We start from the raw sequence: 23333 nt of genomic DNA, 5'->3' as shown, positions 1-23333 counted from the left end.
GATCCCCTGACCTGGTCGGCTCGGGCCATGTCGCAGGGCGCGGTGCCCCGATACGAAGCCGGCCGGGCTGGTCCACGGCAGGTCCCGGCCGTGGCGTCGGTGACGGGGATCGCCCATGGCGACGACGGGGCCGCAGTGGTGCCGGAAGGCGGTGCTGAGGTGTCCGCGGCTCGCGACACACCGTTTCCGGCGATGGCGTCCCGCTGGGTGGTGTAGGGGATCTCCGCGGTTGAGTGCGCGGGTTCCGCTCCCTGGAGTGCACCGTCTGCCGGTGACTGCTCCCTGCTCAGCTGGCAGGCCACCGTGCAACTGTCCGGAGCGAACGGGCAGTTCGACCCCAGGGGGTGCACGGTGGCCTTGTCCCAGCATGACCTACTTCGCCTGCTTGAGTCACTACGTTCGGCCGACGGTCTTGAACTCGTCCGCGAGGTGGCTGAGCGGCTGCTGCAGGAACTGATCGAGGCCGAGGCCACCACAAAGATCGGCGCCGAGTGGGGTGAGCACACCGACGCCCGCACCACCTGGCGCAACGGGCACCGGGAGAAGACGGTGACCACGCAGGCCGGCGACCTGGAACTCGCGATCCCGAAACTGCGGTCCGGAAGCTTCTTCCCCAGCCTTCTCGAGCGTCGGCGGCGCATCGACCAGGCCCTCTACGCGGTTGTCATGGAGGCATACGTCCACGGCGTGTCCACCCGGTCGGTCGACGACCTGGTCAAGGCCCTGGGCTCGGACACCGGGATATCCAAGAGTGAGGTCTCCCGGATCTGCGCGGACCTGGACGAACAGCTCGACGCCTTCCGCACCCGCCCGCTGGACCACATCCGGTTTCCCTACCTGTTCCTCGACGCCACCTACGTCAAGGCCCGTGTCGACCACCGCATCGTCTCCCAGGCCGTTGTCATCGCCACCGGCGTCACCCAGGACGGTGGCCGGGAAGTCGTCGGCGTCATGGTCGGCGACAGCGAGACCGAAGTGTTCTGGACCCAGTTCCTGCGTCACCTGCGAGAACGCGGCCTGACCGGTGTCCGTCTGGTCATCTCCGACAGCCACAGCGGCCTGGTCAAAGCGATCCGCAAGGTCATGCTCGGCGCCACCTGGCAGCGCTGCCGGGTCCACTTCGTGCGCAACGTCTTCGCCGTGATTCCGAAGGGATCGGCGGAGATGGTCGCCGCGACGATCCGCACAATCTTCGCCCAGCCCCTGCGGACGCGGTCCGCGCCCAGCTCGACACCGTCGCCGACATACTCGGCCGCCAGTTCCCGAAGGTCAGAGAGATGCTGCTGGAGGCCAAGGAGGACCTGACCGCGTTCGCGGACTTCCCCCACCAGCACTGGAAGAAGATCCAGTCCACGAACCCGCTCGAGCGGCTGAACCGGGAGATCAAACGCCGCACCGACGTCGTCCAGGTCTTCCCCAACCCACCCGCCGTCCTCCGCCTGGCCACCGCGGTCCTCGCCGAACTCCACGACGAATGGATCGCCTTCCCCCGCCGCTACCTCTCCAACGAGAGCATGGACGCCCTCTACACCGACGACACGACCGTCCTACCCGCCACATCAAAACGACTGATCGCCTACACCACGCCAAGGGACATGACCTTTCCGGCGAACCAAGTGCGATGCGTAACGTGCCGACTTGCTGCCTGCCGAACAGTTCAGCAGGGTGTTCGGATCGTTGTAGTCTGCGGGCAACTTCCGCACCTGTTCGGGCTGAGCTGCGGCGGCCTCAGCCTGTCCACTGTCCGGTTGCTGATCCACGCCCGCCCTGACCATGTGCTGCGGCGAGAACCAACGGAGCAGGGAACGACCCTTCCGAGGCCAGCTGCCGGCGATCCAGGGAGAAGAGTTCCGCTGAGCGGGCCATCGCGAAAGACAGTGTCGTCTGCGGGTGCAGACTCCCCACCTGCAGGACCGGTGCGTTACGGGGGTCCGGGACTCCAGGAGCGCGTCGAACCGCTTGCCGGTGGTGCCGAACACGTTGCGCATGCCGGTCGGGCTGAAGATGTTCCGCGTCTCGATGGGGCGGTGTTGAGGCCGTCCATCGTGAAGAACATCGGGTCCTTCTTGGAGATGAACGCGGAGTTGGTCTGCCTGGGCGGGCATCGTCTCCCACTGCACGGTGATGCCTATGTCCTTCAGCGACTGGGTGATGGTCGGCTCGAAGGGCTTGGTGTACACCAGGCTCGGCATCGGGACGGTGAACCCGTTCGCGTAACCCGCCTCGGCCAGCAGCCGCTTGGCCCCGGCCGGGTCGTAGGCGTACGTCTTCTCGAGAGCCGGGTCGTAGGCGTCGCCCTTGGGGTTGTACACCTGCACGGTGGGCTTGCCGCTGCCCTGGAGGATCTGCTTGACGATCTTCTCCCGGTCGAAGGCCATGTTGATCGCCTTGCGCACGCGCACGTCACCCAACGGCTTGAGCTTGGAACCGTCCCGGTCGGCCAGCATCAGGACACCCGCGGCCGTGGCCTCCACGTTCGTGACCTCGAAGCCGGAGGATTTGAGGGCGCCCAGGTGCGTGGCCTCGACGCTGCCGGCGTTGACCTCGCCGGCCTTGAGCGCGTTGAGGGCCGCGGTGCGGTCCGCGATCACCCGCACCTTGACGGTGGGGAACGGGTAGGCCTTCTTGTTCCACTAGTCGTCGCGCCGCTTCAGCACGTAGACCGAGCCGTTCACCGTCGCGCCCTTGTCGAGGGTGTACGGGCCGGAACCGACCGGGGTGAGCGCGGAGCTCTTCGACATCATCGTCTTGGGGTCGCCGATGACTCCGGGGGCGCCCGAGAGTCCGGACAGCAGGGAGCCGTCCGGACGCTTGAGCTTGATGACGACCCCGTGGTCACCGCTGGTCTCCACAGACGCCACGGCCGCCAGGCCCACCTGGCTCGGGCCGGGCGTCGTCCTGATCCGGTCCAGGGTGGCCTTCACTGCGGCCGAGGTCACCGGTGTGCCCGAACTGAGCTTCATTCCCTTGCGGATCCGCAGCGTCAGCGTGCGCGCGTCGTCCGAGTACTCCCAGCTCTCCGCCGCGCCGGGTACCAGCCGGCCCCCGTTGTCCTGGATGAGCAGTGTGTCGTAGACCGAGTTCCAGACGTACGTCTGCTGACCCTCGACGAGCTGGGTGGGGTCGAAGGAGTTCGGGGTGCCGATGATGGCCAGGGAAAGTGTCCGGCCGGAGCCCGACGAGGCGTCGCCCGACTGGCTGTCGCACGCCGTCGTCGAGAGCAGGACCGCGCCGGCGACGGCCACGGGTGCGACCCGGGACAACGGCCGTGCGAGCGGGAAGCGGATGCGCATGGGCAATCTCCTTCGACTGCGGGAGGTCCGTGAGGACGTCGTGGTCGTGCCGGTGTGGGGCCGCAAAGCCCACGGCTTCGCCGGTGCACTGGACGGGTGGGACGGCACGGTGCGAGGAACTTCATGAACGCTTACCGCTAGGTTGGTTTTCGGCCGGAACTCTGACCCAGGCCGGGGGCCTGCGGAAGATAGCGGTCAACCTTCGTAATAAAGGTGTTACATTCCGTCGACGGGAGCCGCGGTGGCGGTGTGCGGGATCCGCGGTGGTGCGGACCTATCGGCACGGAATGCGACCGCATGGTAAACATTGAGGCCACCGGGCTGAGCGGGCAGGCGTCGGGGCCTGGGCGAGGCGTCTGGGCGAGGCGTCGGTGCAGCCGCGTCGGGAGGGGTGCCATCGCGGTGCCCGAGAAGGGAGACGTTCACCGTGGGGCAGTCGAAGTCGCGGGGACCGTATGCGAAGACGGCGGCACGGCAGGCGGACATTCTGCGGGCGGCGCGCGACAGCTTCGCCGACCGCGGTTACGCGGGAGCTTCGCTGCGAGACATCGCGGAACGGGCGGGCATCACGCATGCCGGCCTGCTGCACCACTTCCGCGCCAAGGAGGACCTGCTCGCCGCGGTGCTCGCGCAAAGGGACGCCGAGGAATGGCAGGAGGGTGAAGCGCAGGTCGACGGGCGCACCGAATCACTGGGCAGGTATCTCGTCGACGTGCTGCTCCGCCACCAGAAGTCTCCCGAGCTGATGCGGCTGTGGCTCGAGCTGGCGGCCACGTCGTCCCGTCCGGACCATCCGGCGCACGACTACTTCGTCGAACGCTACGAGCGGAGCCGTGTGCACCTGGCGCAGGCCGCCCATGAGCAGTCGGCTCAGGGAAGGCTCCGTGAAGGGCTGTCGCCGGAGCATGCGGCCATCCTCTTCCAGGCAGTGCTCAACGGCCTGCAGATGCAGTGGCTGCTCGATCCGCGGATCGACCTCGCTGAATCACTGAACGCCTTTCTCGAGCTGATCAGCGCCCCGGGTGAGCGGTGACCGCCGACGTCGTCACGTGACCGCTGTCGGAGCGGTGCGACCGCAAACCGCCACAGCGTTGTCACGTCCGTACTTCGTCCGAGGGTGTCGCGCTCGGCAAGTCCAAAGGTGAGATCGCCGACGCACTCTTCCTCAACCTTGTGACCGTTCGCGGCTGGTGGTGATCGCCTGCCGGAGTGGACTGGTACGCGCGCGGCTCCCGGTGGCGGCTGAGAACGGTCCTGCGGTGACGCGGTCAGTCACGCACGACGATCCGGGCCCGGGCCAGGTTGTCGATGCGGGCGAACGGTGTCTCCGGATCCGCGTCGCGCTGCGTCGAGACCCGAACGGTGGCGAAGCAGGTGCCCGGCTCGGCGTAGGTGTGGTGGCGTTCGAGGGTCAGCCGGGTCACGGGATCGACGACCTCGTCGACCTCGTACGTGCCGTCCCCGTCCAGGTCCCACTGGACCCGCACGATCCTCCCCGCACCCGGCGGGCACTCGACGTTCGCCGTCAGCGTCACGCGTGTGCCGGCGGGGACATCGGCCCGCTGCGCACCGTCGGCGGTGATCCGCGCCACCGGCTGCACGCCGCCGCGTTCGGTGGCCGAGTCGGGGACGACGACGTGGCCGTCACGGATCTCGTAGCGGGTGCTGTGGGCCGGTGGGATGTCCTTCTCCACCCAGTCGGCGAGGCTGCGCAGCGCCTCGTGCAGTACACCGAGGTAGCTGACGGTGTGGGTCGGGTGTTCCTGCCGTTCGGCGTCGGCGTGCAGCGCGTTGTCGACGTACCAGAGCCGGAAATGGCCGTCGAGGGCGTCGCCGAAATGTTCCGCGGCCCGGCCGCGGTACCAGTCGGCCTGCCAGGGGAAGGCTTCCCGGTCGAGCAGGCAGGACACGACGATCATCTTGCCGGTGAACTTGCCGCCGGGTACGTGCCCGGCCGCGGCGGCGGCGAACAACGGAGCGATCAGGAAGGGCCGTTGGGGCAGGAGCGGGGCGCCCGTGGCGTCACGGTACTGATCCCACACCGGGTACTCGGGGCCCGGCACCTGGTGGCGGTGATAGGTCTGGGCTGCGAGGAAGTTGCTGTTGTCCACGCGAACGCTGTCACCGGGACGCACACCGGTCAGTGAGTGTTCGGTGTCCGGCATGTCGACGACGGCGAGGTCGTGCCAGAAGCCTTTCAGCCTGAGCTGGGCGCCCGACGCGGCGCCGCTGGTGACCGTCAGTTCGGCCCCCAGGGTATCGGTGTCCGGCACGGACGCCAGGCGCAGCGCGAGGACGGCGTCGCCCTCGCCCGAGGCCCCCTTGAACGCCTCGTCCACACCGCCCTGCGGAGCCTCCGGGGGCTCGCCGAACGGGCCGAGATCGGGAGCGTCGCGCCGCAGCAGGACGCCGGTCACCGTGCTGTCGAAGCGGAACCGGTCCCGGTGGATCGAGGAGTCGGGGTCGGCGCCGAGGTGTCCGGGTGTGGTCCAGAACTCCTCGAAATATCCGGGATCCGCCACGACGATGTGCGGGTACAGCGTTCCGAAGGCATGTGTCCCCATGGTGCGGTGCCCGAACCAGGAGCGGATGGGGAAACCCATCCGCGTCACCTCGGTCAGCGCCGCGCTCTCCTCCGCCGTCAGGCCGGCGTGAGGGTCACCACTGCCGCCGGGTTCCACGGCGTCCACGATCCGGTCGAACTGGTGGCGCAGCAGCCGCTGGGCGTGCATCCGGACGGAGAAGACGTTCGGAGCGGCCATCGGGCTGCCGGGGACATAGGGGACGAAGCCGTCCCAGACGCCCTCGGTGTTCTCCGCGCAGCCCATCGTCCTGAAGGCGCCGCCGCTGCCGCCGTAGGCGTAACCGTAGGGGCGGTGGTCGCCGTACACCTGGCGGGCCATCACCCGTGAGTGCTCCGCGGCGGCGGCGTTCGCACGGTAGCCGGCGATGGTCGGGTCCGTGGCACCGTCGGGGGTTCCGCTGGTTCCGCCGCCGTTCGTCTCCAGGAAGTAGCCGCCCGCGCTGAAGGCGAACCCGATCCTGTCCTCCTGTCCGGTGGCGGACTGCGCCAGGTGTTCGCTCTCGGGGACCGGGGTGATGTGCTGGAAGAACCGTCCCTGATAGATCTCGGGCGGTGGAAAGTAGAGAGAGAACCGGGTGTCGGTGCCCGTGAAGCCTCCGTGCACGTAGCGGTGGGGCCGGGGTGTGTCGCGCTGTTCGTCGACGTCGATGTAGGGATGGTCGAAGGCCGGTGCGGTCATGTGTCTCTGTTTCCGTTCCGTCAGAGGCCGTTGCCCGGCCGGTTGAGGGCGGCCAGTCCTTCGACCCAGTTCTGTCCTGTGAGCCGGCGGACGCCGTCCACCAGGGCCTGCCCGCAGTCGAAGCCGGGGTCGCTGAAGTGAGCGAGGACTAGGCCGTCCCAGAGTGCGAGAACCTGCCGGGCCGTCTCACGAGGCTCGAGACCGGGATGGGCCGTTCCCTCGCGCTGCCTCTTCTCCACCATGCCGGTCCACAGGCCCATCGCCCGTTCCGTCCGGCGGGCGAAGTAGTCGGCGGCCGGGTGGTTCGGCGTCGCGGCCTGGCCGCGCAGCATCACGAACAGCCGCAGTCGCCGTTCGTGTACTGACACCGCGGCGTCGGCGACGGCGCGCAGGGCGTCCAGATTCAGTGTGAGCTCCCCGTTCCCCACGGTCGCGAGGTCCAGCTGCAGGTCGTCGGAGCGGTCGAGGGCCGCGACGAGCAGGTGCTCCTTGGTCGGGAAGTGATAGAGCACCGTCGGTTCGCTCGACCCCGACCGGTCAGCGACGAGCGCGGTGGTGACTCCCTCGTGGCCCAACTCGTCCACCAGCTCCAACACGGCGAGGGAGATACGTTCCCGGCGTTCGTGAGAGCGTTGGTAGGGACCGCGTTTCCTTGAGCGTGCGCCAGCCTCCATGAAGGCTCCGTTCTCTCAAAAATTGAGTAGAAGGTAACAATCGCCGCCCAGAGCTGACAATGAGTGGAGGCGCCTGGTTTGCTGATGCGTAAAAATCGGCTTCACTCAGGGTTCGTCGAACCACTCAGTGCCAGTGGCTTTCCGTGATCGCGTCCACCAGTCCCCAGTGCAGCGCCTGCGTCGCGGTCAGCGAGGCACCGGACAACGCCAGGTAGGCGGTCCGTTCCCGTCCGACGCGGACGGGCAGGCTCGCCGTGCCCCCGGCGCCGGGGATCAGGCCCATCCCGATCTCGGGCAGTCGGATCACCGTGTCGGGCGCGGCCGTCACCCGCCCGGCGAACGCCGCCAGTTCGATGCCCGCACCCACACAGGCGCCGTGCAGGTGTGCGGTCACCTTGGCGGCGCAGCGCAGAAGCAGCGCGGCGGGACTGCGGGACACCCGCACCCGGTGCGCCTCGGCGGTGTCCCGCGAGGTGCCGAACTCGGTGAGGTCGCCCCCGGCGCAGAACGCGGGCCCGGCGCCGCGCACGTCGACGCATGTGATCGTCGGATCGGCCGCAGCGACGTCGAGCGCTTCGCAGAGGGCGTCCCGGGTGGCCGCGTCGAAGGCGTTGCGTGCCCACGGGCGGTCGAGTACGACGTCCAGGCGGTCGCCGTCGCGACTGAGGCGCACCGGTTGCGCCGCGGGCCGCGGCCTTCGGGGCGGGGAGGCGGCCAGCCAGGCGCGGAAGTCCGCGCTGCCCTGAAGAGCCGAGTAGGCGAGGGATTCGACCAGCAGCCTGTCCGCCGGGGTGAGCGCCGGACCCATCCGCAGGACTTGGACCAGGGCGGTGGAGGCGGCGGGGTGCCGTTCCACCTCGGCGGCGATGCGGCGCGCGGTGGCCCGGGGATCGGCGCACGCGACCCAGGGGCGGGGCGCGCCGGTGCCCTCGGTCAGGAGGACGTCGAAGGCGGCCGGGGCCTCACCCGGCCTGTTGGCCACCCCCACCAGAACCTGATCGTGCGCACGGGGTGGCGGTGGCGTCGAAGGGGCGAGGGCGATCACGCGGCACGGCGACTCCATGGTCGCCTGAGTGTAATCTGCCCATCTCTCAGAGAGAAGGGAATTCACGTGCCCAAGAATGACGCTCTCGCTCTCGGCCCGTGGATGTCCGGCGTCGCGCCGTACCTCGTCCCGCTCCGGGCCGTCGCGGACGACCTGGACGCTCGTACCGGTGTCGTCGTGGACCTGCCCACAGCCCTCTTCCTGCGGGCACGGCTCGCCGGGCTGCCCTCACCGGGCCGGACGTCGGCCGGCGGCTCCTGCCGACTCCTGCGGACCGCCGACGGATGGGCCGCCGTCAACCTGGCCCGACCCGACGACCACGCGTCACTGCCCGCGCTGCTGGCCCTTCTCGGCGCGCGGGACACGGACCTGGACGGTGGTGCCCGAACAACCACCGCCTTCCGACTCGCCGCCGCCGCGCAGAGGGTAGGCATCCCTGCCGCCGCACTCGGAGCGGCCTGCTCAGGCCGCGCCCCGGTACGCGCCCGGCCCTACGGCCAGCGGCTACGCCGCCCGCTCACCGGCCTGCGCGTACTCGACCTGTCCGCCCTCTGGGCCGGACCTCTGTGCGCGCGACTGCTCGGTCTGGCGGGGGCACAGGTGACCAAGGTGGAGAGCACCACCAGACCGGACGGCGCCAGGTCGGGGCATCCGGAGTTCTACCGCTGGCTGCACGACGGACACGACAGCCTGGTCATGGACTTCGCCTCCGGTGCCCTGGCGGACGCCGTGGACCGGGCGGACGTCGTCATCGAAGCCTCCCGGCCGCGAGCGCTACGGCAACTGGGGGTGTTCGCCGAGGAGTTCCTCACCGCGCGTCCCGGACGAGTCTGGGTCAGTATCACCGGGTACGGCCGCGACGACGACCGGATCGCCTTCGGGGACGACGCGGCGGTGGCCGGCGGCCTGGTCGGCCGCGACCCGCACGGCGACCCCATGTTCCTGGGTGACGCACTCGCCGACCCCGTCACCGGCCTGTACGCCGCCCACGCGGCCGTCCGCTCCCTCGCCGCCGGCGGCGCGGAGCTGCTGTGCGTGTCCATGGCTGCCTGTGCCGCCGCGCTCGCCGACTCCCGGACGGCACCGTGCTGATCCGGAACGTGGAGGTCGAGGGGTACGCCCCTGCAGACGTACGGATCGGTGCCGACGGGCGGATCAGCGAGATCGGGCGCCATCTCGCCGGGGAGAGCCAGGTGGACGGAGGCGGAGGGGCGTTGCTGCCCGGACTGCACGACCACCACGTCCACCTCATGGCCCTGGCCGCCGACGCCGCCTCGGTCCACGTGGGCCCGGCCGACGTCCGTACACCCGACGGATTCGCTCAGGCACTGCGGAGCGGGTCACCCGGGGAATGGGTGCGGGCGGTCGGCTACCACGAGAGTGTCGCGGGGAACCTGGACCGCTCCGCTCTGGACGCGATCGTCGCCGACCGGCCCGTGCGGGTGCAGCACCGCAGTGGGGCGATGTGGTTCCTCAACACCGCCGCGCTGCGGGCGGCAGGGTTGGACGGGGACGGCAGGTTGTGGCGGGAGGACGAGCGGCTGCGGCACCTGATCCCGCCGGTGCGGCTCGATCTGGCGGCTCTGGGCCGACGCGCCGCGCGCCTCGGCGTCACGGGCTTCACCAACGCCGATCCCCGGCCCGCGTCCGGACTGCGGCGGACCCTGTCGGTGCTGCCGCAGCGGCTCACCGTCATGGGTGTGGATTCCCCGGACAAGATCATGCTCGATGACGCCACCCTGCCCACCCCGGGTGAACTCGCCGCCGTGGTGCGCGAGGTACGGCCCCGGCCCGTGGCCGTACACTGTGTGACGCGCGTGCAATTGCTCGTCACCCTGCTCGCCGTGCAGGAGGCCGGCCCGGTCACCGGGGACCGGGTTGAGCACGGCGCGGTGATCCCGGCCGAGACCGTCCCCTGGATCCGGCGACTCGGGCTGACGGTCGTCACCCAGCCGCACTTCCCGGTGGAGCGGGGCCGCCAGTACGCCACCGAGGTCCCTCCGGACGACCACCCCCTCTACCGGTGCCGGAGTCTGGCCGAGGCGGACATCCCGCTCGCCGCCGGCACCGACGCGCCGTACGGGACCGACGACCCGTGGGCGGTCATGCGGGCCGCGGTCGGCCGGGAGGACGGCGAGGGGGTGACACCGGAGGCCGCCCTGGGGTTCTTCCTCGGCACGCCCGAGCAGCCCGCCCGCGCACGCCGGCTGTCGGTCGGTGCGCCGGCCGACCTGTGCCTGCTCCACGTGCCCCTGCGGGAGGCGCTCCACGTCCTGTCCGCCGAGACCGTACGGGCCGTGTACGTCGGCGGCCGTCAGATCGCTCCCTGAACCAGCCCGTGCTCAGACGCTGTACCCGCCGTCCACCCCCAGTGCCTGCCCGGTGATGAACTCGGCCCGGTCAGACGCGAGGAACGCGACCGCCTCCGCGATGTCCCGCGCCTGCCCGAACCGGCGCATCGGGATGTTGCGCCGCGTGACGGCGAGAGCGTCCTGGTCCAGTTCCCCGGTACTGATCAGCCGCCCCGCGATGCCGTCCGTGAGCATGCCGGGGGCCACACAGTTGACGCGGACGCCGTAGCGCCCCTCCTCGGCGGCCAGCGCCCGGGCCACCGCCTCGACCGCTCCCTTGGCGCCCGAGGACAGCCCGTCCCTCACCGGGAAGCGTCGGGTGGCGACCGTCGTCACGGCGACGACACTGCCCCGGCTCTTCCGCAGCAGCGGCAGCGCCGGGTGGACGAGACTGAAGAACGCCACCGCGTCGGCCTCCAGCTGCGCCCGGTACCGGCCGGGCGTCACCTTGCTGAGATGTGTCATGGGCACATGGGGCCCCGCCGCGTACACCACCGTGTGCAGGCCGCCGAAGTCCGCCGCCGCGTCGCGCACCGCCCGCGCGGTCGCCTCCTCGTCGGTCAGGTCGAGCCGGACGGCCACGGCGCGGCGCCCGGCCGCCTTCACCTCGTCGGTGAGCGCGTACGCGGCCTCCTGGCTGGCCCGATAGGTGAGCACGACGTCGCTGCCGCGGGCCGCGAGCATCCGTACGACGGCCGCCCCGATGCCACCGGTACCGCCCGCGACAAGGGCGGTCCCGGGACGGGAGGAGAAGTCTTCCATTTCCTCACAACCCCAGGGACTTGGCGATGATGACCTTCATGACCTCACTGGTCCCGGCGTAGATGCGGGTGATGCGCGCATCCGCGTACAGCCGGGCGATCGGGTACTCCAGCATGTAGCCGTATCCGCCGAACAACTGGAGGCACCGGTCGACGGCGCGGGCCTGTACCTCGGTGCAGAACAGCTTGACCTTGGCGGCGTCGGCGCCGGAGAGCCGGCCGTCGACCAGTTCCAGCACGGCCCGGTCGACGACGGCCTGAGCTGCCTCCACCTCGGCGGCCACGGCGGCGAGCTCGAACTTGGTGTTCTGGAACGAGGCGACGGCGGTGCCGAACACCTTCCGCTCCTTCACGTACTCGAGGGTCGCGTCGAGCGCCGCCCGCGCCTGAGCCACCGAGCCGACCGCCACGGTCATGCGCTCCTGCGGCAGGTTGAGCCCGAGGTAGGAGAAGGCCGCGCCCTCCTCACCGAGCCGGTTGGCGACGGGCACACGGACGTCGTCGAAGGCCAGTTCCACGGTGTCCTGCGCCTTGATGCCCATCTTCTCCAGCACCCGCCCCCGCGTAAACCCGGGCATCCCGTCCTCCACCACCAGCAGCGTCAGCCCCGCCCGCCGGTCGCCGGGATCGTGAGCGGTACGCGCCACCACGATCACGAGGTCGGCCAGCAGCCCGCCCGTGATGAAGGTCTTCGCGCCGTTGAGGACGTAGGCGTCCCCGTCCCGTACCGCGGTGGTGCGCATCCCCGCGAGGTCGGAACCGGTGCCGGGCTCGGTCATCGCTATGGCGGTAAGCAGCCGGCCGGAAGCCAGGCCGGGAAACCAGCGCGCCCGCTGCTCCAGGTCCGCGTAGGCGAGGAAGTACGGCAGCACCACGTCGAGTTGGGTGCGGACGGTGCCCAGCGTGACGAGGGCGCGGACCGCCTCCTCCTGGAGGACGACGTTGTAGCGGTAGTCGGACTGTCCGCCGCCCCCGTACTCCTCGGGTATCGCCATGCCGAGCAGACCGATCGAGCCAAGCCGCTCGAAGAAGGAGCGGGGCAGCCGCCCGGCCCGCTCCCACTCGGCGTAGTGCGGGACCACCTCCTTGGCCACGACGTCCCGGACCAGCTCGCGGAAGTCCTCGTGATCGGCGGTGAAGACGTCTCTGCGCACGGTGACTCCCCTCGTCAGTCGCCGAGTTCGACGACGGTGGCGTTCGCGGTGCCGCCGCCCTCGCACATGGTCTGGAGGCCGTAACGGATGCCGTGTGCGCGCATGTGATGGATCATGCGGGTCATCAGCACCGCTCCCGACGCCCCCAGCGGGTGGCCGAGCGCGATGGCGCCGCCGAGGGGGTTCAGCCGCTCCGCGTCGGCACCGGTTTCGGTGAGCCAGGCCAGCGGGATCGGTGCGAACGCCTCGTTCACCTCGAAGACGCCGATGTCCCGGACGGCGAGGTCCGCCCTGCGCAGCACCTTCTCGGTCGCCGGGATCGGCCCGGTGAGCATCAGCACCGGGTCGGAGCCGACGACCGCGCCGGCCCGGTAGCGGACCAGGGGAGCGAGTCCCAGTTCCCGTGCCTTGTCGGCGGTGGTGACGAGCAGGGCGGCCGCTCCGTCGGAGATCTGCGAGGCGTTGCCCGCGTGGATCACACCGTCCTCCTGGAAGGAGGGCTTGAGCTTCGCGAGCGTGTCCACGCTCGTGCCGCGCCGTATTCCCTCGTCGGTGTCGATCCCCGCCACGGGGACGATCTCCGGCGCGAACGCTCCGGTGTCCTGCGCCGCCGCGGCGCGCTCGTGCGAGAGCGCCGTGTACGCGTCGAGCTCCTCGCGCGAGAAGCCCCACTTCCGCGCGATCAGCTCCGCGGAAATCCCCTGGTTGAAGGAGAAGCCCCGGTAGCGGTCGAGGGCCCGCGGGCCGTACGGCATACCCTCGGCCTTCGCGGCCCCCAGCGGCACCCGGCTCATCACCTCTACGCCGCCCGCCACGATCACCTCCTGCTGGCCCGACAGGACCGCCTGCACGGCGAAGTCCAGCGCTTGCTGGCTCGACCCGCACGCCCGGCTGACCGTCGTCCCCGGAACGCTCTCCGGCCAGCCCGCCGCCAGCACCGAGTACCTGGCGATGTTGCTCGACTGGTCGCCGATCTGGGACACACAGCCCCAGATGACGTCATCGACCACCTCGGGGTCGATCCCGGTCCGCTCCGCGAGGGCTCGCAGCACGGCCGCGGACAGGTCCGCAGGGTGGACGTCGGCCAGACCACCGCCCCGCTTGCCGACGGCGGTGCGGACCGCCCCGACGATCACCGCTTCCCGAGTCACGTCTCGTCCTCCGATCGTCCGGCACTCGTACCGGGCACCGCCCAGCGGCCGGTGAAATGGGCATCACGCCTGTCGGCGAAGGCCGCGTAGGCCTCGCGCACGTCGGCGGTCGCGAAGTTCGCCGCCTGCGCCCGCGCCTCGCCGGCGAGCGCCTCGCGCAGGGTGCGGTCCGTGTTCTCGTTCAGCAGTGCTTTGGTCTGGGCGAGCGCCACGGGCGCGCCGGCCACCAGGCGCGCGGTGAGGCCGTCGACGAAGGCGTCCACCTCCGTGCCGTCCACCACCCAGGTCACCAGGTTCAGGGCGCGGGCCTCCTCGGCGCCGATCGTGTCCGCCAGCAGCGCGAGCCGTTTGGCCTGCTGGAGACCGACCAGCCGGGGCAGCAGCCAGGAGCCGCCGCAGTCGGGGGACAGCCCACGCCGCGTGAAGATCTGCGAGAACCTCGCCTCCGGGGTCGCCACGACCAGATCGCAGCCCAGGGCGAGGTTCCAGCCCGCGCCCACCGCCACCCCTGTCACCTTGGCGACCGTCGGCACCGGCAGTTCGTGCAGCAGCAGCGTCACGTCGGTCAACGGACGCATCCGGTACAAGGGGTGGGCGCTGCTGAGCTCCTTGGAGATGTCCGCTCCCGAACAGAAGGCACCGCCCGCGCCGGTGAGGACCAGGGCGCGCACGCTCCGGTCCCGACCGGCGTCGTCGAGAGCGGCGCGCAACGTCTTCCACAGCTCGACGTCGATCGCGTTCCTGCGGTGCGGGCGGTCCAGCGTCAGGGTCCGTACGCCGTCGGCGTCGTCGATGAGGAGACCGGTCACCGCACGGCCCTCCGCTCGCGGAGCGAAGCGATCTCCTCGGCCGCGAAACCGAGTTCGCCGAGCACGGCGTCCGTGTGCTCGCCCAGCGCCGGCACCGCCCCCATCGGCGGCTCGTACCCGGCGATGACGGGAGGCGGGAGCAGGGCGGGTACCGGCCCGCCCGGAGTGCCGATCTCCCGCCAGCGGTCGCGGGCGGCCAGATGCGGGTGCGCCAGGACGTCGGCCTGGGTGTTGAAGCGGGAGTTGCCGATCCCGGCGGCGTCCGCGCGGTCCTGGATCTCCGCCAGATCGTGCCGGGCGCACCATGCGCCGATCTCGGCGTCCAGGACGGCCCGGTGCTCGACCCGTCCGGCGTTGGTACGGAACCGCTCGTCGTCCGCCAGGTCCGGCCGGTCGATCAACTCTCGTGCCAGGCGCTGCCATTCGCGATCGTTGGTGGTGCCGAGGACCACCGTGTGCCCGTCGGCGGTGGGGTGGGCGCCGTACGGGGACACGGCGGGCGAGCTCATGCCGAGCGGCTGCTGTTCGACGCCGGAGTGCCTGGTGTACGTCAGCGGGTAGCCCATCAGCTCCGTCATCGTGTCGAACAGGCTCACCGCGACGGAGGCGGCGGGCCGCCCTCGTCCCCTGCCGTGCAGCAGGGCCAGGACCGACAGCGCCGCGTACAAGCCGCTGCACACGTCGGCCACCGGCGGACCCGGTTTCGCGGGTGCCCCCGGGTGCCCGGTCACCGCGCACGCCCCCGACTCGGCCTGGACCAGCAGGTCGTAGGCGCGTTTGTGGGACAGGGGGCCGCCGGCGCCGTACCCGTCGATCTCCACGGCGATCACGTCCGGATGGCGGACCTCCAGATCGGCGGGGGACAGGCCCAGCTTGACGGTCGTGCCCGGGGTGAGGTTGGAGACCAGCACGTCGGCGCGTTCCAGCAGCCGGTGCAGCACGGCGAGGCCCGCGTCGGTCTTCAGGTCCAGCGCGACGGACTCCTTGCCCCGGTTGACCCACACGAAGTGCGCCGCTAGGCCGCCCACCACGTCGTCGTAGTGCCGGGCGAAGTCCCCGCCCCGGGGATTCTCGACCTTGATCACGCGCGCGCCGAAGTCACCGAGGGTGCGGGTGCACATCGGCGCCGACACGGCCTGCTCCAGTGCGACCACGGTGATGCCCGCCAGCGGTCCGTCACTCACCGGCGCTCACCGTCCTCGTACCGGGCACGCAGGTCGTCCTTGAGGACCTTCAGGCCGGCGTTGCGGGGCAGCGCGTCCACGAACCGCACGTGCCGGGGCACCTTGAAGTTGGCCATGTGCTCGCGCGCCCACGCCACGACGTCCTCCTCGGTGAGGTCGGCGCCCGGTGCGGGGACCACGAAGGCGCAGCCCACCTCGCCCATGCGCGCGTCGGGTACGCCGATCACCGCCACCTGCGCGACGTGCTCGCAGCCGAGCAGCAGTTTCTCTATCTCGGCCGGGTAGGCGTTGAAGCCGCCGACGATGTACAACTCCTTCTTGCGGTCGACGATCACGAGGTTGCCCGCCCCGTCGAGGTGGCCGATGTCACCGGTGTGCAGCCAGCCGGTGCCGTCGATCGCCGCGGCGGTGGCCTCCGGGTCGTCCCAGTAGCCGCGGGTGACGTTGTAGCCGCGTACCAGGATCTCCCCGTCCTCCCCCGGTGGCACCTCCTGCCCCGAGGCGTCGGTGAGCCGGACCTCGACGTCGGGGATGGGACGGCCGGTGGTGCGGGCCACCGTCTCCTCCGTGTCGCCGACGCGGGTGGTGGTCACCAGCGCCGTCGACTCGGTGAGCCCGTAGGCGCTCAGCACGATGTCGAAGGACAGGTCCTTCTTCATGGCGCGGATCAGGGCCTCGGGGATGGTGGTGCCGCCGGTCATGGACACCCGCAGGGACGACAGGTCGTGGTGCGGGCGGCCGGGGTGGTGCAGCAGGTCGTGGAAGATGGTGGGCGGGCCGAGCAGGATGCTGACCCGCTCCCGCTCGATCAGCTCCAGCGCGCGTCCCGCGTCGAAGACCGCCATCGGGATCACCGTCACACCGTGCAGGAACGAGGCGAGCCAGCCCGCCTTGTACCCGAAGCAGTGGAAGAACGGGGGGATGACCAAGAAGCTGTCCGAGGCGCCGAAGCCGTACTCCGAGGACATCCAGCCGTAGGCGCGCAGGGACTGGCCGTGGGTGAGCGTGACGCCCTTGGGGTGGCCGGTGGTGCCGGAGGTGAACATCACGTCGCTGACCTGGTCGGGGGTGAGCCGGTCGATCGCCTCGTGCGCGGCCGACGGCCCGGCGCCCAGGTCGAGGAACTGGTCCCAGGTCATGTCCGCGCGGCCGCGGTCCCCCAGCAGTGACACGGTGGTGCGCAGCGCGGGCAGCCCGGGATCGGCCCGTTTCAGGTCCGCCGTGTAGTCCGTGCCGAGGAAGGACGCCGCGGCGAACAGGGCCTTGGCCCCGGACTTGCGCAGGATGTAGGAGAGCTCCCGCTGCTTGAAGCGGGTGTTGAGGGGGACGACGATCCCTCCGGCTCCCTGGATGCCGAGGGCCGCCACGATCCATTCCACCGAGTTGGGGGCGCACAGGCCCACCCGGTCGCCCGGACCGACTCCCAGTTCCCGCGCCGAGGCGACGGCGCGGAGCATGAGGCCCTCCAGTTCGCGAAACCCGATGCGCCGGTCCCTGTCGACGAGGGCGGTGGCGTCACCGAACCGCCGGGCGGCGGCTCTGACCACGTTGGGGATGCTCCGGAATTCCTGGTCGTGTCGCATGACGGGGCTCCGTTCAGCCACGGCCGTCGGCCGGCAGGCGCAGCAGTCGCTTGGCGATGATGTTCCGCTGGATCTGAGAGGTCCCGCCGTAGACGGACGCGGCACGGGAGTACAGGTAGTCGCCGAAGATCTCCCCGCCCGCGCCGTGTAGTTCCTCGGGGAAGACCTTCAGTGCCGTCTCGTACAGTCGCTGCTCGGTCCGGGTCATCAGCAGTTTGTCGACCGACGACTCCGGGCCCGCGGCCCGGCCGGCCAGGCGTTCGGCGGTGCGACGGCGGGAGTGGGCGACCAGGACCCCGTAGTCGACGACGCACCGACCGATGTCCGACAGCAGCCCGTCGGGAAGACTGCCGCGACGCTCGTGGGCGCGGCGGCGCAGCCGCTCGACCAGCAGCCCGTACGTGGACAGGTGGCCGGTGTCGAGAGCGTTGCGTTCGTACGAGACGGTCGTCATCGCCAGTTTCCATCCGGCGCCCTCGGCACCGATGAGGTCCGCTTCGGCCAGGCGGACGTCGTCGAGGAACAGCTCGCAGAACTCGTCGTCGCCGTTGGCCGCGCGCAGGGGGCGTACCGTCACGCCGGGACGGTCCAGCGGGAGCACGAACGCCGAGAGGGAAGTGTGCGCGGAAGCGCTGGGGCCGGTGCGGGCCAGGAGCAGGCAGAGATCGGAGTACTGGGCGTAACTGGTCCAGAGCTTCTGCCCGTTGACGGTGTAGTGGCCGTCCGCTCCGCGGTCGGCGCGGGTGCTCATGCCGGCCAGGTCCGAGCCGGCGCCCGGTTCGCTGAAGCCCTGGCACCAGACGTCGTCGCCCGCGAGCATGCGCGGCAGCTGGTGGCGGCGCTGCTCCTCGGAGCCGAACTTCAGAAGGGCGTGCGCGAGATAGCCGATGCGAGGGACTCCCGGTGCGCCCCGGGCCCCCAGCTCGTCGCTGACCGCGACCTGGTGCAGTGGGGTCAGTCCACGTCCGCCGTACTCCCGCGGCACGTCGAGTCCGACCCAGCCGCCCGCGTGCAGCATGCGGTGCCAGCGGTGCAGGAAGACGGGCACCGGCTCGTCCGCGCCGCGGGCGGGGAGGGGGTGGTCCGCGAGCCAGGCGCGGAAGTCGCCGCGCAGACGTTCCAGGTCGGCGGGGTCGCCGAAGTCCAGGGGGAGGTCGGTCATCGGATTGTCTCCGGTTCGGCCGCGGTGGGAGTGAGTGCCCCGGTATCGGCGGGCGAGGACTTGTCAGGGGCGGGCTCGGCCAGCGTGGTCAGGAGGTCGGCCGTGGTCGCCAATAGGTCCGCTCCCACGAGGACGCGGCGCAGGTACAGATGGGCGACGTGCTCCCAGGTCTGGGCGATGCCGCCGAACACCTGCATGCCCGTGTACACCGCCTCGACCGCCGAGGTGTTCACCTCGGCCTTGGCCACGCGAGCCGCCGTCAGCGCCCGGTCGACCGGCTCGTGGTCCAGGCACCAGGCGGCGTACCGGGTGGCACTGGCGCACGCTTCGACCAGGACCCTCGCGTCGGCGAGCAGGTGCTGCACCGCCTGGAAGGAACCGATTCGTTTCCCGTACTGCCTGCGGTCACGGGCGTAGTCCGTGCTCAGCTCGACGAAGGCGTCCACCGCACCCACAAGTTCGGCGGTGACGACGACCAGTGCGTACGACTGCCAGCGCTGCCCGGCCTCGGCACCGAGGCGTCCGACGATCTCGCCCTCGCCGTCGTCGGGGACCGCGCGCACACTGCGCAGCAGGTCGGCGGTCCGGGTGGGCGGGCCCAGTGCGACCTGCCGTACGGTCCCGTCGGGGGCGACGTGCAGGGCCCCGTCCGCCGCGTCGCAGTCCCAGGCGACCAGCGGTGACGGGTGCTGCGCCGGGAAGCGCAGGTCGCGGGCGAGTGCGATCGTCGGGAGGGACGTCGGGGCCGTGATCCCGAGCAGGCGCGACAACTCGGGGGCGAGGAGGGCGGTCCCGAGCAGGGACGTCGTCAGCGGCTGCCTGCCGTGTTCCTCGGCGAGCAGCGCGCACTCCTGGACCGTGGCGGCGGGCGGGGAGGAGCGGCGCAGCTCGGCGAGGCCCAGCTCGTCCAGCGCCTGCCGCGCGGCGGCACGGGTCCGCGGCGTCACCTCGTCGGCGGACCCGACGCGGTGCCGGGTCGCGAACGACCGCAGCATGTCCCGGACCAGGGTGAACTCCTCGGTCTGCACGCTCAGTCCTCCTCGGAAGCGGCTGTGCGACGGCGGGTGCGGGAGGCCAGCTCGTTGACGATCCGGATGTGGTCGGGGCTGGTCATCGTGGACCGCTCGGCCAGCAGGGCCGCCTCCATGCCGCCTCGGGACACCTGCTCGACCACGGCGGCCAGTGCCGCCTTGGTGGCGCGCAGCGCCTCCGCCGGCTGGGCGGCGAGCCGGTGAGCCAGCTTCAGAGCCTCGCTCATCAGGTCACCGGCCGGACAGCCGCGGTTCGCCAGGCCCAGCTCGACCGCCGTGGCCGCCGGGATCCGGTCGCCGAGGAACAGGTACTCCTTGACCCGCAGCAGGCTTGTCAGCAGCGGCCAGAGGGTCACCCCCCCGTCGCCCGCCACCAGCCCGACCGACACATGAGGGTCGGCGAGGTAGGCGTCCTCGGCCATGAGGACCAGGTCGCACCCGAGGGCCAGGCTGCAACCCAGCCCGACCGCCGGGCCGTTGACCGCCGCGATCAGCGGGAGGGGGAAGCGGATCATCTCGGTCTGGATGATCCGGTCGAGCCGGATCGAGCGCTCCCGCAGCGCCGGGTCGTCGTGGTGGCGGAGCAGGTGGTCGAAGTCGCCGCCCGCGCTGAACGCCCGTCCCGCTCCGGTCAGCACGACCGAGCGCGCCCCGGGGTCCTCCGCCAACTCCCGCCAGACCTCGGACAACCGGCGGTGCAGTTCCTCCGACACTCCGTTGAGGTGCTCCGGCCGGTTCAGTGTGACGATGCGGACGTCGCCGTCGGCGGCCACGGTCAGGACGGGGCTCACGTCGCTCATGCGGCGATAGTAGTAAAGGTCAGACCGATATTGTCAATGGTGTTGCTGAAAAACGAGAATGTCATTCTCGCGCGAGCGTGGTGATCCCTACCGCCCGCCTATGAACGGGCGGGCCCCCGTCGGCCGTCAGCCGTCGGCTTGCGGCAGGTCCACCAGCTCCCGGCCGTCCACTTCGGCGGCGGCGCGGGCGAAGCCGCACACATGGCGGCTCATCCGCCGGTGGGCCGCTTCCTCGTCACCGGACCGGATGGCTTCCGTGATCCGCGCGTGGGCGCGCGCGGTGAGCCGGCGGATGCGGACGTCCATGAACTGTGCCAGGTCGGTGGAGGCGTGGATGGACTCCGAGAGGGCGTCCAGGAAGCCGATGAGCAGTTCGTTGTCGCCCGCTCTGGCCACGGCGTTGTGCCACTGGATGTTGGCACGCAGGAACCGCGGAACGTCGTCGCCCGCCCCGACCAGCTCGGCGTGGGCGGTGTCCAGATCCGCCAGGTCCCGCTCGGTGCGTCGCCGGGCCGCGAGCGCCGCGCAGGCCGGCTCGATCGCCTCACGTGTCTCGTGCAGCGCCTCCAGCCTGATCCGCTGCCCCCGGATCACCAACTGCACCGTGCTGGCGAGGGATTCGCGGCCCGGCCGGTGCACGAAGGCGCCGCCTCCGCGCCCCGGCCGGATGTCGACCAGACGCTCGACCTCCAGAATGCGCAGCGCCTCGCGCACCGTCGCCCGGCTCAGTCCCGTCTGCTCCACGAGCTGACGCTCCGGCGGCAGCGCCGTGCCCTCGTCGAACTCTCCCGACAGGATGCGCTCGCGCACCTCGGCCGCCAGCACGTCCGACGCCTTCGGTACGCTGAGCGGCTCGAAGCGCGGGGCGGGTGGGATGGATTCGGCGCTGGACACGGTGCGGGCCTCTCGTCGGTCGTCCCTTTCGGCTGAACCATTCAACACAGCCCGGGGGAGACCTGTCACATGACCATGCCCCCGTCCACGGGCAGGACCTGGCCAGTGACGAAGGAGGCGGCGTCCGAGGCGAGGAACACGAACGCCCCCGCCACCTCCTCCGGTTCGGCCCACCTGCCGAGCGGGATGCGCGTGAGCATGCGCTCCGCGAACTTGGGATCGGTGCGGATGGTCTGGGTCATCGGGGTCGCGGCCAGCGGCGCGAGGGCGTTGACCAGGATGCGCCTGCGCGCCAGTTCCCTGGCGAGGGACTTGGTGAGCCCGATGATGCCCGCCTTCGCCGCCGAGTAGTTCACCTGGCCGAGAGTGCCGGTCAGACCGGCCGACGAGGTGACGTTGATGACCCGTCCGGTGCCGTCCGTCGCGAGGGACGGCAGGGCCGCCTGCGTGCAGTGGAAGGCACCCATCAGATGGATGTCGATCAGTCGCCGGACGGACTCCTCCTCCAGCTTGTCGAACATGGCGGGCGCGGTGACACCGGCGTTGTTGACGAGGATGTGCAGCGTCCCCTCGGCCAGTGCCGCGGCCCGGGACGCCGCGTGGTCGGCGGCGGTCCGGTCGGTCACGTCGAGAGCCGCGCTGTCGGCGCTCAGCCCGGCGGCGGACAGCTTCCCGGCCACGGCCGCCGCCGCCTCGCCGTCCACGTCGGTGACGAGCACCGCGGCCCCGGCGCGGGCGAGCGCCCCCGCCACCGCGGAACCGATCCCGCCGGCGGCACCCGTGACGAGCGCGGAGCGCCCCGTGAGGTCGAACAGTCCCGTACGGTCGGTCATCCCTGGCTCCTGGTCGTCGATGGTGCAGGTCAGTAGCTGCGTGGCAGTCCCAGGGTGTGGGACCCCAGGTAGTTCAGAACCATCTCCTGGCTGACCGGCGCGATGCGCATCAGCCGGGCCTCACGGAAGAAGCGGGCCACGGGATACTCCTCGGAGTAGCCCATCCCGCCGTGCGTCTGGAGCGCGCGGTCGGCGGCCGTGAATCCGGCGTCTGCGCACAGGTACTTGGCGGTGTTCGCCTCCCGCCCACAGGGCCGCCCCCGGTCGTACAGCCAGGTCGCCTTGCGCAGCACGAGCTCCGCCGCGTCGAGCCGGGCGAGCGAGTCGGCGAGCGGGAACTGGATGCCCTGGTTCATGCCGATGGGCCGCCCGAACACCTCACGGTCACAGCCGTAGGCCACCGCCCGGTCCAGTGCCACCCGGCCGATGCCCAGGGCCTCGGCGGCGATCAGCATCCGCTCGGGGTTGAGGCCGTCGAGCAGATAACGGAATCCCTGGCCCTCCTCGCCGACCCGGTCCCGGGCGGGGACCCGCAACTCGTCGATGAACAGCTCGTTCGAGGTGACGGCGTTGCGCCCCATCTTCGGGATCGGCCGGATGTCCACGTGGTCGCGGTCGAGGTCGGTGAGGAACAGGGTCATGCCGTCGGTCGGCTTCGCGACCTCGTCCCGCCGGGAGGTGCGGGTCAGCAGCAGGATCTTCTCCGACTCCACTGCCTTGGAGATCCACACCTTGCGGCCGCTGACGACATAGTGGTCGCCGTCCCGCCGGGCGTACGTGGTGATACGCGTCGTGTCCAGGCCCGCGCCGGGCTCGGTGACCCCGAAGCAGACGTGCAGGTCACCGTCCGCGACGCGGGGGAGTGTGCGTCGCTTCAGCTCGTCGGAACCGTGCACCACGACCGGATGCATGCCGAAGATCGACAGGTGGATGGCGCTGGCGGCGTTCATCCCGCCCCCCGAGCGGGCCACCTCCTCCAGCAGAAGCGTCGCCTCGGTGATGCCGAGGCCGTGGCCGCCGTACTCCTCGGGGATCGTGATGCCGAGCCAGCCGCCGCCGGCGACGGTGGCGTAGAACTCCTCGGGGAAGGCGTGGTCGCGGTCCTTCTCCATCCAGTACCGGTCGTCGAAGTCGCGCAGGAGACCGGCCACAGCCTTGCGGATCGTCTCCTGGTCCTCGGTCAGCTCGAAATCCACGGCGGGGAACCCCTCTGCCGGTTGCTGATGTGTGAAACATATCAAAGGTCAGACCGAAAGAGGCGTCAACTGCCTCGACCCATCGGGCGGTTGCCGTGCGGGCGCGATCGGTGCGGCATGCGATCGGTGCGACACGAGAGAAGGGCCCG

The 23333-nt window shown here is 70.9% G+C and carries 18 protein-coding genes and 2 pseudogenes; 4 read left to right on the top strand and 16 right to left on the bottom strand.

The annotated features are described in order from the left end of the window. Nucleotides 1–351: 351 nt before the first annotated feature. Nucleotides 352–1556 (top strand): annotated as a pseudogene (locus QC283_RS16295) (IS256 family transposase); the annotation flags it as partial. A 3-nt stretch (nt 1557–1559) separates the two neighbouring features. Here QC283_RS16295 and QC283_RS16290 read toward each other — a convergent pair. Further along, a pseudogene (locus QC283_RS16290) lies at nt 1560–3293 on the bottom strand (ABC transporter substrate-binding protein). Between the two features lie 427 nt (nt 3294–3720). Here QC283_RS16290 and QC283_RS16285 point away from each other — a divergent pair. Then, nucleotides 3721–4326: a helix-turn-helix domain containing protein gene (locus tag QC283_RS16285; protein ID WP_279562226.1), complete on the top strand. Its 606-nt coding sequence runs from the start codon at nt 3721–3723 to the stop codon at nt 4324–4326. A 235-nt stretch (nt 4327–4561) separates the two neighbouring features. On the opposite strand, the gene QC283_RS16280 is transcribed toward QC283_RS16285, so the two are convergent. From QC283_RS16280 to QC283_RS16270, 3 genes are all read right to left on the bottom strand, one after another. Beyond that, nucleotides 4562–6556 carry a PKD domain-containing protein gene (locus QC283_RS16280; RefSeq protein ID WP_279562225.1) on the bottom strand — a complete coding sequence of 665 codons (1995 nt, stop codon included), beginning with the start codon at nt 6554–6556 and terminating at the stop codon, nt 4562–4564. Nucleotides 6557–6576: 20 nt separating this feature from the next. After that, complete coding sequence (locus tag QC283_RS16275) at nt 6577–7152, bottom strand: TetR/AcrR family transcriptional regulator (protein WP_279562224.1); 576 nt, start codon at nt 7150–7152, stop codon at nt 6577–6579. A 202-nt stretch (nt 7153–7354) separates the two neighbouring features. Then, on the bottom strand, nt 7355–8212 hold the full coding sequence (locus QC283_RS16270; protein WP_279562223.1) for an enoyl-CoA hydratase/isomerase family protein: 858 nt from the start codon (nt 8210–8212) through the stop codon (nt 7355–7357). Nucleotides 8213–8341: 129 nt separating this feature from the next. On the opposite strand from QC283_RS16270, the gene QC283_RS16265 reads away from it, so the two are divergent. Next, entirely contained in the window at nt 8342–9367 is a 1026-nt protein-coding gene (locus QC283_RS16265; RefSeq protein WP_279562222.1) for a CoA transferase, read from the top strand. Continuing rightward, entirely contained in the window at nt 9361–10605 is a 1245-nt protein-coding gene (locus tag QC283_RS16260; protein WP_279562221.1) for an amidohydrolase family protein, read from the top strand. Before QC283_RS16265 ends, QC283_RS16260 begins: the two co-directional genes overlap by 7 nt. A 12-nt stretch (nt 10606–10617) precedes the next feature. Here the strand turns inward: QC283_RS16260 and QC283_RS16255 are convergent, their stop codons facing one another. The 12 genes from QC283_RS16255 to QC283_RS16200 form a co-directional block, all read right to left on the bottom strand. After that, nucleotides 10618–11388 (bottom strand): SDR family NAD(P)-dependent oxidoreductase, encoded by a 771-nt coding sequence (locus QC283_RS16255; RefSeq protein WP_279562220.1) that lies wholly within the window; start codon nt 11386–11388, stop codon nt 10618–10620. A gap of 4 nt (nt 11389–11392) precedes the next feature. Beyond that, nucleotides 11393–12541, bottom strand: a complete 1149-nt coding sequence (locus tag QC283_RS16250) for an acyl-CoA dehydrogenase family protein (RefSeq protein WP_279562219.1) — start codon at nt 12539–12541, stop codon at nt 11393–11395. A gap of 14 nt (nt 12542–12555) precedes the next feature. Then, complete coding sequence (locus tag QC283_RS16245) at nt 12556–13692, bottom strand: thiolase family protein (protein ID WP_279562218.1); 1137 nt, start codon at nt 13690–13692, stop codon at nt 12556–12558. Then, the gene (locus QC283_RS16240) at nt 13689–14501 is read right to left on the bottom strand and encodes an enoyl-CoA hydratase/isomerase family protein (protein ID WP_279562217.1); all 813 of its coding nucleotides are present in this window, start codon (nt 14499–14501) and stop codon (nt 13689–13691) included. The genes QC283_RS16245 and QC283_RS16240 overlap by 4 nt, the downstream gene beginning before the upstream one ends. After that, nucleotides 14498–15685, bottom strand: coding sequence for a CaiB/BaiF CoA transferase family protein (locus tag QC283_RS16235; protein WP_279562216.1), 1188 nt, complete (start codon nt 15683–15685; stop codon nt 14498–14500). Before QC283_RS16235 ends, QC283_RS16240 begins: the two co-directional genes overlap by 4 nt. Then, a complete protein-coding gene (locus tag QC283_RS16230; protein WP_279562215.1) occupies nt 15682–17268 on the bottom strand; it encodes a FadD3 family acyl-CoA ligase in 1587 nt (528 codons plus the stop codon). Before QC283_RS16230 ends, QC283_RS16235 begins: the two co-directional genes overlap by 4 nt. A 13-nt stretch (nt 17269–17281) precedes the next feature. After that, complete coding sequence (locus QC283_RS16225) at nt 17282–18430, bottom strand: acyl-CoA dehydrogenase family protein (RefSeq protein ID WP_279562214.1); 1149 nt, start codon at nt 18428–18430, stop codon at nt 17282–17284. Next, on the bottom strand, nt 18427–19458 hold the full coding sequence (locus tag QC283_RS16220; protein WP_279562213.1) for an acyl-CoA dehydrogenase family protein: 1032 nt from the start codon (nt 19456–19458) through the stop codon (nt 18427–18429). Before QC283_RS16220 ends, QC283_RS16225 begins: the two co-directional genes overlap by 4 nt. A gap of 2 nt (nt 19459–19460) precedes the next feature. Beyond that, complete coding sequence (locus QC283_RS16215) at nt 19461–20261, bottom strand: enoyl-CoA hydratase/isomerase family protein (RefSeq protein WP_279562212.1); 801 nt, start codon at nt 20259–20261, stop codon at nt 19461–19463. A gap of 126 nt (nt 20262–20387) precedes the next feature. Beyond that, a complete protein-coding gene (locus QC283_RS16210; RefSeq protein WP_279562211.1) occupies nt 20388–21155 on the bottom strand; it encodes a FadR/GntR family transcriptional regulator in 768 nt (255 codons plus the stop codon). A 65-nt stretch (nt 21156–21220) separates the two neighbouring features. Further along, nucleotides 21221–21988, bottom strand: coding sequence for an SDR family oxidoreductase (locus QC283_RS16205; protein WP_279562210.1), 768 nt, complete (start codon nt 21986–21988; stop codon nt 21221–21223). Between the two features lie 29 nt (nt 21989–22017). After that, nucleotides 22018–23184: an acyl-CoA dehydrogenase family protein gene (locus tag QC283_RS16200; protein WP_279562209.1), complete on the bottom strand. Its 1167-nt coding sequence runs from the start codon at nt 23182–23184 to the stop codon at nt 22018–22020. Nucleotides 23185–23333: the final 149 nt, after the last annotated feature.

The organism is Streptomyces sp. DH41, assembly GCF_029813785.1.
In the GTDB taxonomy this organism is placed as follows: domain Bacteria; phylum Actinomycetota; class Actinomycetes; order Streptomycetales; family Streptomycetaceae; genus Streptomyces.
Note: the sequence above shows the minus strand (reverse complement) of the source record. Positions and strands in the feature narration are given on the sequence as shown.

What these genes read in the sequence shown, in the direction of transcription:
- QC283_RS16280 (WP_279562225.1), bottom strand. Translation starts at nt 6,556, where the DNA reads ATGACCGCACCGGCCTTCGACCATCCCTACATCGACGTCGACGAACAG.
- QC283_RS16255 (WP_279562220.1), bottom strand. Translation starts at nt 11,388, where the DNA reads ATGGAAGACTTCTCCTCCCGTCCCGGGACCGCCCTTGTCGCGGGCGGT.
- QC283_RS16205 (WP_279562210.1), bottom strand. Translation starts at nt 21,988, where the DNA reads ATGACCGACCGTACGGGACTGTTCGACCTCACGGGGCGCTCCGCGCTC.
- QC283_RS16225 (WP_279562214.1), bottom strand. Translation starts at nt 18,430, where the DNA reads ATGACCGACCTCCCCCTGGACTTCGGCGACCCCGCCGACCTGGAACGT.
- QC283_RS16230 (WP_279562215.1), bottom strand. Translation starts at nt 17,268, where the DNA reads ATGCGACACGACCAGGAATTCCGGAGCATCCCCAACGTGGTCAGAGCC.
- QC283_RS16215 (WP_279562212.1), bottom strand. Translation starts at nt 20,261, where the DNA reads ATGAGCGACGTGAGCCCCGTCCTGACCGTGGCCGCCGACGGCGACGTC.